Below are 8,277 nucleotides of genomic sequence, written 5' to 3'. Positions count from 1 at the left end.
AAACTATCGTTAAGTCTATCTTCTACTTCGTAATCGCTTAAACCATACCAACTCTGCAAAAGACACATTTTAAAAAGCAACAAACCATCATAGGAAGGCTTACCAACGGCACTTTTACCCCTGGAATAGTCCTTGTCTATTATTTTTGAAATTCGATCCCAATATTTATTTGACTAAAAAATGTAGCTTTTATCTTTCTTGTACGTAAGTCACAAATGCTATCTGCAAAAGTAGTTGTTCTTTGTAGTTTCATAACTTAAATATACGCCTTAATAAGCTAACAAACAATGATATAAAACCTAAGTTTGGATCTTTGTTTTTGTCATATACCTTGCAACGGTCTTGATTTGTTATAAAATTCACGAAAGATCTATGTTCAGCTTGATAGATGGTATTAATCTATAGAATACCGAGAGGTTCTCTGCGTCAAGAGGGAAATTTGAAAACCAAGATTTTCATAAAATTAAAAAAAATTCTGCTTGATACCTTGATGGCTCTTGGGGTAGTTCATTCCAATTTACCATCAAACAATTTATATATTTCAGATCCTGCACTTAAAAATGCTCCTGTGCCATAAACTTCTGTTTTGTCTGCCCAAGCATTACCGGGTTCTCCTCCGATAGGCTGTACATACCCCAACATGCCTTCTTTAGTTACATGTCCAACCATGGCATTCCATCCTTTTTCAACGGTTCCTATATATGTATGTTTGTCTAGTATCCCATTATTTATACCCCATGCTAAGCCATATATATAAAAAGCGGATCCGCTTGTTTCAGGTGTAGGATAAAACTCTTGTCCTAACAAACTCATTGCCCAATGACCTTCTGGAGTTTGAATTTCAAGTAGTTTTTTTGCCATCTTTTTATAGATTTTCAAGAAATATTTATATTCTTTACTTTGAGGCTCTAACTCATTCATAATATTAGAAAGTCCGGCAAACACCCATCCATTTCCTCTTGACCAAAATATTTTTGTTCCATTATCCAATTTTCCCATATATCTTTCGTCTCTATAATACAAATGCTCTTTTTTGTCGAACAGAAAATCTGTAGAAGCTTTGTATTCATCCATCATAAAATCTAGATATTCCTGTTCTCCAGTAAGATTATATAACATTGCCCAAACAGGAGGCGACATAAATAAGGCATCACACCAATTCCAGCGATCTTGATGATAGGGTGTTTTCCAGTTTAAGATCGATTGCGAAGGATGCATTCTAATAAAAGTAAATTGTTCTTTTGTTGGTTTAATCATTTTTTCATCCTTAAACTTACGATAGAGCTCAATGTACATTTGTCCAACTGTATGATCATCGGCATGGTATTTACGTTTATGTAATTGCCATTCTTTTTCTTCTCCAATATTTTTAAGCCAATTATAATATTTATCATCATCTGCCATGGCGGCCCATTTTACCATACCAATATAAAGTGCTCCATTGGTCCAGGCAAGAGGATGATGCGGTTTTTCTCTCCCACTATAAGTATCTCGAAAATGATCTATTTGCCAATCGGCAACCTTTTCCATGATTTCTTTAACATCAATTGGTTCTATTTTTTGTGCATACGAAATATTTGAAAATACAAATACTATTGAAAGTAGGTTTAGGATATTTCTCATTGATTCAATTTTCGTTTAAATTTAAGTAAAAAAAATCAATAAAAACAGAAATTCTAAAATTTTCGAGGGCCTATGAAGATAGATTTTCTTTTAGTATTAACCTGAGGATTGTAATTTGGTTCGTTTTTACCTCTAGGTATTTGGTGTGATTTTGTTTATTTAGCTGATAATCATGTGAAATAAGGAAGTAACGCAGAAGTTAATTTTTAAATAGAAGAGCATATAAAGCTCTCATTATTCACGCTTAAAAAAGAAATTTAAAATTTATTTTCGTAGAGTTTCTAGGGATCCTTCTTTTATCCACCGATTCGTTTTATAAATTCATCTTTATAGTTTTGACCAATTGGAATTCGAATTTTATCGATTACAATGCGATTTCGTTGAACAGAATCTATATGATTTAAGGAGACAATAAAGGAACGGTGTACTCTAATAAAATTTTGAGGTAGTTTTTCCTCAAATGCCTTTAAACTATTTAAGGTAAGTATTGGTTTGCTTTTGTTATTGTATATTTTAATATAATCTTTTAAGCCTTCAATATATATAATAGTATCTAAATTTAACTTTATGTTTTCATATTCAGATTTGACAAAAATAAAATCAATTTTTTGAAGTGGTGTCTTGGTAGAGGTTTGCTTTTCTGCTTTTAAATTGAATATATCGTATGCTTTGTTAGCTGCTTTGATAAATCGATGGAAAGGAATTGGTTTTACCAAGTAATCAATGGCGTTTAAATTAAAGCCCTCCACGGCATAATGAGAATATGCTGTTGTAAAAATAATTAAAGGTTTTTGGGATAGAGATCGAACAAATTCAACTCCGGTAAATTCAGGCATTTCAATATCCGTAAAAATAAGGTCAATTTTATGTAAGCCTATTTGTTCTACAGCTTCTAGAGCATTTGAGCAGCTTTTTATAAGTTTTAAAAAGGGAACTTTAGATACAAAGTCTTCTAATAATTCAATTGCCAAAGGCTCATCATCAATAATCAAACATGTCATCATAATTATTAGGTGTTTAGTTTTATTTTTAATGTTACTTTAAATTGTTGTTCCTTTTCTTCAATTTTTAATTCATGTGTTTTAGGGTATCGTAATTTCAATCTGTTTTTAACATTTTTAAGTCCAATTCCTGAGTTTTTAAGATCTCGATTGTGTGTAGATACATAGTTAGAAACTTCAAAAAGCAATAGGTTGTCTTTAACCTCTATTTTTATCCTAATATCTGTTCTTCCATTATAGTCCGTACCATATTTAAAGGCATTTTCAATAAATGAAATTAATAACAGAGGTTCTATTTTATGAAAGATAGGTTCATAGATATTTATTCGAACTCCTCTAGAGTCTTTTAATCGTAAATTTTGAAGTGCTATATAGTTTTTTATATAATTGATTTCGTTTTGCAAAGGTACCAAATCTTTATCGGTTTCGTAAATCATATAACGCATCAATTCGGATAGTGTAACAATAGATTCCGTGGTATTATCAGATTTTTTATTCGCTAAAGAATAAATACTATTTAAAGTATTAAATAAAAAATGGGGGTTTAATTGAGCTTTTAAAAATGAAATTTCCGTATTTACACGTTGAATTTCTGTCTCTTTTTTTATTTTTTCATTTTTATACCATTCAATTACGAGTCTTATACTGGTGCCGATAGCGATTAACATTACGTATAAAAAAAACCTTAATGGATTTAATAAGTTTTCGTATGGTCTTGGCATAAATTCCCTTAATGGGTCTTGTGGACTTAAATTAAAGGGAGGGGGGGGGGTAAAATGGTTACTTACGATAATAGCCAAAAAAATAGAACTAGTTGATGTAAAGACATATAGTATTATTTTATTGTTTAATAATAATCTTGGAACTAGTACACTAAAATTGAGGTAAAACAGAGCTATTTCTATTGTGAATCTATAAAAATAGGTGTCGTTTGGAAACATAGAAAATTTTTGATAAAGTATAAAGATGATGTTTATCAAAATAAAAACACCCCAAAAAAGGGCATGTAAAATTATAGGGTTGATGTTTTTTAATGTTCTTTTCAATTAGGCCTTCGATTATTTTATAAATTTATAGCTAAATATTCATAATCAGTAGTTATATACTAAATAAACATAAAAATGATTGATTAAATTAGTTTCTCTTTCCTTTATATTTCAATCTAAAATAGAACCGTAACCTAGTCTTATATTTTTTATTTCATCTAAATAAAAAAATAATTCAAATTTATTTTGAAATTCATTTGGTATTACCGTAATTAAAACAATTGTTCATATTTTGTAATTCATGGTTTTTACAAAAAAGAATAGAGTCAATAATTTCTTATTGACTCTATTAAAAACAAACCTAAGTTAGTTTAATCATCTTCATCCACTTCTTCATCAGGTCTAAATTCCCAGTTATCATCGAAATAATAACTTCCGCTTCGACCCATAAATATAAAGGCTCTGTTTGTAAAACTAAATGCGCAAGCATCTTGTCTTGCAGAACCTTCAAAATAACTTCCCTCGTCCCAAGTATCTGTACTTGGATCGTATATCCATAAATTTAAAGAAACTCCTGACGCTCCTCCAGTGGCAATATATCCAAGCCCATCTAAAGTAAAGCTTACTCCGTTTGAGAGTAGTACTGAATAATCAGCATCGTCATCGTCTAAATCTGTTAATTGTGTCCATGTTTCTGTAACTCCATCAAAAACATAAAAACCATTTTCATAAGATCCGTTATGGATACCTGTTCCCATATATGCTTTATCACCAATTACAAAAGTAACTGCATCTTTACGTTTGTCTCCTCCAAAACCTGTAGATAGTATCCATTCACCCGTTTCAGGATCGTATTTGTAAAAATCTTTAAGTTCGCTACCGTCAAATCCTGTTCCTATATATCCTTTTCCATTTACTGCAAAACCAACTGCTCCATACCTTTCGCTTCCTAAAAAATCAGCCTCTTGTGTCCATATATTAACTACAGGGTCGTAACTCCAGAAATCATTTAATTCATAATCACCATCAAAACCAGTACCAAAATATCCAATACCATTAATAGAGAAGCCAACAGCTCCACTTCTAGCAACTCCAGGGAAATCAGCTTTTTTTATCCAAAAATCACCTTCACTATCATATTCCCACAAATCACTTAAATAGTCGTCTCCATCGTAACCTGATACGACATATCCTTTATCGCCAATAACAAATGAAACCGAACTGGAACGGGCGTTTCCATCAAAAGAAGAACTCTCCACCCAATTCCCATATTCAACATCATCATCATCACTACAACTAATAATACTTATAAGTGCTATTAGTAAAACCAAAGGGTTTAAATACGTTTTTGTTAAATGCATAAAGTTATTTTATTGTTTAGGAGTAGTCCCTAGAGACTTTATATACTCCTACTGATTTATATTTTGGCAAACGTATTAATTACTTATCTGTTTTATATAATAAAATATACAAACACAATGGTTATATCTATAAAGAAGGTTATTTCACCTATTAACTTGATGCGTCGCTGTGTGTCAGTTAATTAACTTTTTTTAACGTTTTTGTAGATGAATTTTGTGGTTTGGTCTATTTTAGGAGGTTTAGGAAGTGGGTTTAAGTAATTTCGTGCAAAAAAGTAAAATGAAGTATAGATTTTTATTAGTACTCATCATTGCATTTATCTTTGATTCTTGTCAAAATGATAATGAATCGTACGAAGTTGGGGGGGATTTAATTGATAACAATATTAATGTTTTTGAGGTTGATACTTTGACTATAGAAACGGCTACCATTATTTCAGATTCAATTATTACATCGAGTGCTTCTAGAATTTTGGTAGGGGCTTTGCAAGATGAAGAGTTTGGTAATTTAACTGCTCAAAGTTTTTTTAGTTTAATGGGAAGTTCTTTTAATATAGACAACGATGCCGAATTTGACTCGATTGCGTTAATTCTGCATTATGATCAATATTATTATGGTGATACTACTCAGGTACAAACATATTCAATTCATGAAGTTACTGAGAAATTTGAACCAAGTGACGATGATGATTATTTTTACAACACTTCATCATTGGATTATGATGATACTGTTTTATTAGGTCAATTAACATTTACACCTTTGCCAAATAAAAAAGACTCAATTATTGTTCCTCTGAATTATGAATTTGGAGAATCACTTTTTTCAAAAATTGCTGATGGACAAATTGAGGATAGTTTTGACTTTCAACAAGAACTTCGTGGGATTACTATTGTAGCCGATTCCACCTCTAATAATGTTTTAGGGTTCGAGTATTCTGGAAGTTTAACAAAAGTTCGCTTTTATTATACATTAAACGATGATGATGATCCCGAAAATGATGAATATCATTTGGATTTTACTTTGACTGGTGGTTATGAACTTTTCAATAAAATTGTAAGTGATAGATCAGAAACTTTACTAAGTTCATTAGAGTCAAGTGAGGATGTTTTAACAACTTCAGATACTCAGAATAAGGCTTATTTACAATCAGGGACGGGACTTAGTTTACGTGTTGATTTTCCTTCATTACTGACTTTAAATGAACTTGAGGGTGATGTAACTGTTCTTAAAGCTGTTTTGCAGTTCTATCCCGATTCTCCAAAATATGGAGAAGAAGGATTGTCCGATTTTTTAGCAGTTCATATTATTAATAGTAAAAATACAGGAGTAAAGGATCTTACAACAGGGAATGGAACAGTTGTGTATGCGATTCTTAATTCTCAAGATAATGAATTTGACGCTCAGTATTATACAGTTGATCTTAGTTCGTATGTAGAAGAGTTGTTAACCGCTAAGAATACATTAGATTACGCATTAAGGATTGAGTTTATAGATAAAGTAAATACTATAAATAGATTGCTTATTAATGATCCTATAAGTCCAGAAGATTCGAATTATAAAATGAAATTACTGTTAACTTATTTAACTTATTAAAGTATGAAAAATCAATTATTAATTTGTGTACATTGTCTTTTTGTGTCTTTAGGGGTAGTAGGTCAAAGTGATGTTAGTTCTCCATACTCTTTGTTTGGAGTAGGAAAAGATAACTCTAATTATTTTGGAGGCTCTAATGGTTTAGGCAATACAGGGATTGGTTATTCTAATAGCTTATCATTAAATAAAATAAACCCAGCATCTTTAACGGCTATTAAAGGGGGAACTTTTTTATACGATTTAGGAATTAGTAGTACTCTTTCATATAAAGAGGATAAAAATAATTCTCAATCCAATTTTGATTTTAATTTCACTCATATTGCCATGGGGTTTTCTACAGGTCGTTTTTGGAAGATGAGTTTTGGTTTGGTTCCTAGAACAAAAACAAGTTATCAAGTTGTTTTTGCCAATCAAGTAGAAGGGAGCTCAACACCGTATTATACGAATATTGATGGGTCAGGTGGGATTAGTGAGGTGTTTTGGGGGCATGGTCTTAAAGTTACTGAAAACTTATCTCTTGGGATTGAGTTGCTTTCGTATTTTGGTTCTGTGTCACAAGTAAGAACAATCTATTATGAGACTACAGTGATTTCTTTGGATCAACGAGACAACTATTCAGGTCTTGGATTAAAAGGAAGTTTACAATACACAATCCCTAATTTATTGGGGGGTAGAACGACTGTAGGATTAATTGCTAATTTACCTTCAGAATTAAAAGGGACTCAGACAGTTAGTGGTACAAAAACTTTTTCGGATAGTGGTTACTTAATTATTGAAGAAACCGAAGAAGATATAGACGATATGAACTTTCCTTTGAAATTAGGTATGGGAATTTCAACACAGTTAAAATCGGTAACTTTTAATTTAGATTATCAAAAAAACTATTGGAGTGATAGTTATATTTCTAATGAAAATTTTGAATATAGAGATCAACAAGTATTTGGGTTTGGGGTCGAATATAACCATGAATCTAAAAAATCCAATTACCCTAAAAACACGGCGTTTCGTTTCGGGGTGAACTACGACTCTGGCTATTTGAGATTGTCTGATTCTAAAATTGATAATTATTCAGTTTCATTAGGGCTTGGTCTGCCAATTTCTAAAACAGGTTCCTCTTTAAATTTTAGTTATTCTTACGGTAAAGAAGGAACTTTAAATAATAATTTGGTGATAGATAATTATCATAAATTTACTTTAAATATAAGTCAAGTTGGCAATTGGTTTATTAAAAGGAAAATATTTTAATGTTTTTAATCTAAAATTCCTCGATGGCTCTGCCTCGGGGTAGTCATTATATATTGATTGATAATTTCAGCATGGTTGGAATGTCCTCAGGTTTTTTAAGTTGAGGTTACCAAAGAGAGATGTCAATTTTTATTTTAAGACTTAAGACCGTTGCAAGGTACATGACAAAAACAAAAATCCAAACTTAGGTTTTATATCATTGTTTGTTAGCTTATTAAGGCGTGTATTTAAGTTATGAAACTACAAATAACAGCTACTTTTTCAGATAGCATTTGTGATTTACGTACAAGAAAGATAAAATCTACATTTTTTAGTCAAATAAATATCTTGGATTCAAGGTTGTAACGCAACAAAACGTTTTAGTTTTATGATGTTACTAAGTTACAATTTTAAGTTCAATATCCATCATTTCTTTTGGTGTTTTATATCCAAGTATCTTTCTAGGTCTATTGTTTAGTTTTTCTTGA

General features: G+C 31.0%; 6 protein-coding genes and 1 pseudogene. 2 read left to right on the top strand and 5 right to left on the bottom strand.

The genetic code is table 11. The annotated features are described in order from the left end of the window. The 5 genes and pseudogenes from V5787_RS02005 to V5787_RS01985 form a co-directional block, all read right to left on the bottom strand. Window positions 1-104: pseudogene (locus V5787_RS02005) on the bottom strand (transposase); the annotation flags it as partial. Between the two features lie 403 nt (window positions 105-507). After that, window positions 508-1,623, bottom strand: coding sequence for a glycoside hydrolase family 88 protein (locus V5787_RS02000; RefSeq protein WP_336891615.1), 1,116 nt, complete (start codon window positions 1,621-1,623; stop codon window positions 508-510). 296 nt (window positions 1,624-1,919) lie between these two features. Continuing rightward, complete coding sequence (locus V5787_RS01995) at window positions 1,920-2,627, bottom strand: LytTR family DNA-binding domain-containing protein (RefSeq protein WP_336891614.1); 708 nt, start codon at window positions 2,625-2,627, stop codon at window positions 1,920-1,922. Window positions 2,628-2,632: 5 nt separating this feature from the next. Continuing rightward, window positions 2,633-3,670, bottom strand: coding sequence for a sensor histidine kinase (locus tag V5787_RS01990; RefSeq protein WP_336891613.1), 1,038 nt, complete (start codon window positions 3,668-3,670; stop codon window positions 2,633-2,635). Between the two features lie 311 nt (window positions 3,671-3,981). Further along, the gene (locus V5787_RS01985) at window positions 3,982-4,971 is read right to left on the bottom strand and encodes a kelch repeat-containing protein (RefSeq protein WP_336891612.1); all 990 of its coding nucleotides are present in this window, start codon (window positions 4,969-4,971) and stop codon (window positions 3,982-3,984) included. 280 nt (window positions 4,972-5,251) lie between these two features. Between V5787_RS01985 and V5787_RS01980 the strand changes: the two genes are divergently transcribed. Both V5787_RS01980 and V5787_RS01975 read left to right on the top strand, forming a co-directional pair. Continuing rightward, a complete protein-coding gene (locus V5787_RS01980) occupies window positions 5,252-6,565 on the top strand; it encodes a DUF4270 family protein (protein WP_336891611.1) in 1,314 nt (437 codons plus the stop codon). 3 nt (window positions 6,566-6,568) lie between these two features. Beyond that, complete coding sequence (locus V5787_RS01975) at window positions 6,569-7,810, top strand: hypothetical protein (RefSeq protein ID WP_336891610.1); 1,242 nt, start codon at window positions 6,569-6,571, stop codon at window positions 7,808-7,810. Window positions 7,811-8,277: the final 467 nt, after the last annotated feature.

This window comes from Flavicella sp., assembly GCF_037132785.1.
Classification (GTDB): domain Bacteria; phylum Bacteroidota; class Bacteroidia; order Flavobacteriales; family Flavobacteriaceae; genus Flavicella.
The sequence above is the reverse complement of the archived record's forward strand: the minus strand, read 5'-3'. Positions and strand labels throughout refer to the sequence as shown.

Bases quoted from the DNA above. Each gene is read 5' to 3' on its own strand.
- V5787_RS01975 (WP_336891610.1), top strand. From the start codon at position 6,569: ATGAAAAATCAATTATTAATTTGTGTACATTGTCTTTTTGTGTCTTTA.
- V5787_RS02000 (WP_336891615.1), bottom strand. From the start codon at position 1,623: ATGAGAAATATCCTAAACCTACTTTCAATAGTATTTGTATTTTCAAAT.
- V5787_RS01980 (WP_336891611.1), top strand. From the start codon at position 5,252: ATGAAGTATAGATTTTTATTAGTACTCATCATTGCATTTATCTTTGAT.
- V5787_RS01995 (WP_336891614.1), bottom strand. From the start codon at position 2,627: ATGATGACATGTTTGATTATTGATGATGAGCCTTTGGCAATTGAATTA.
- V5787_RS01985 (WP_336891612.1), bottom strand. From the start codon at position 4,971: ATGCATTTAACAAAAACGTATTTAAACCCTTTGGTTTTACTAATAGCA.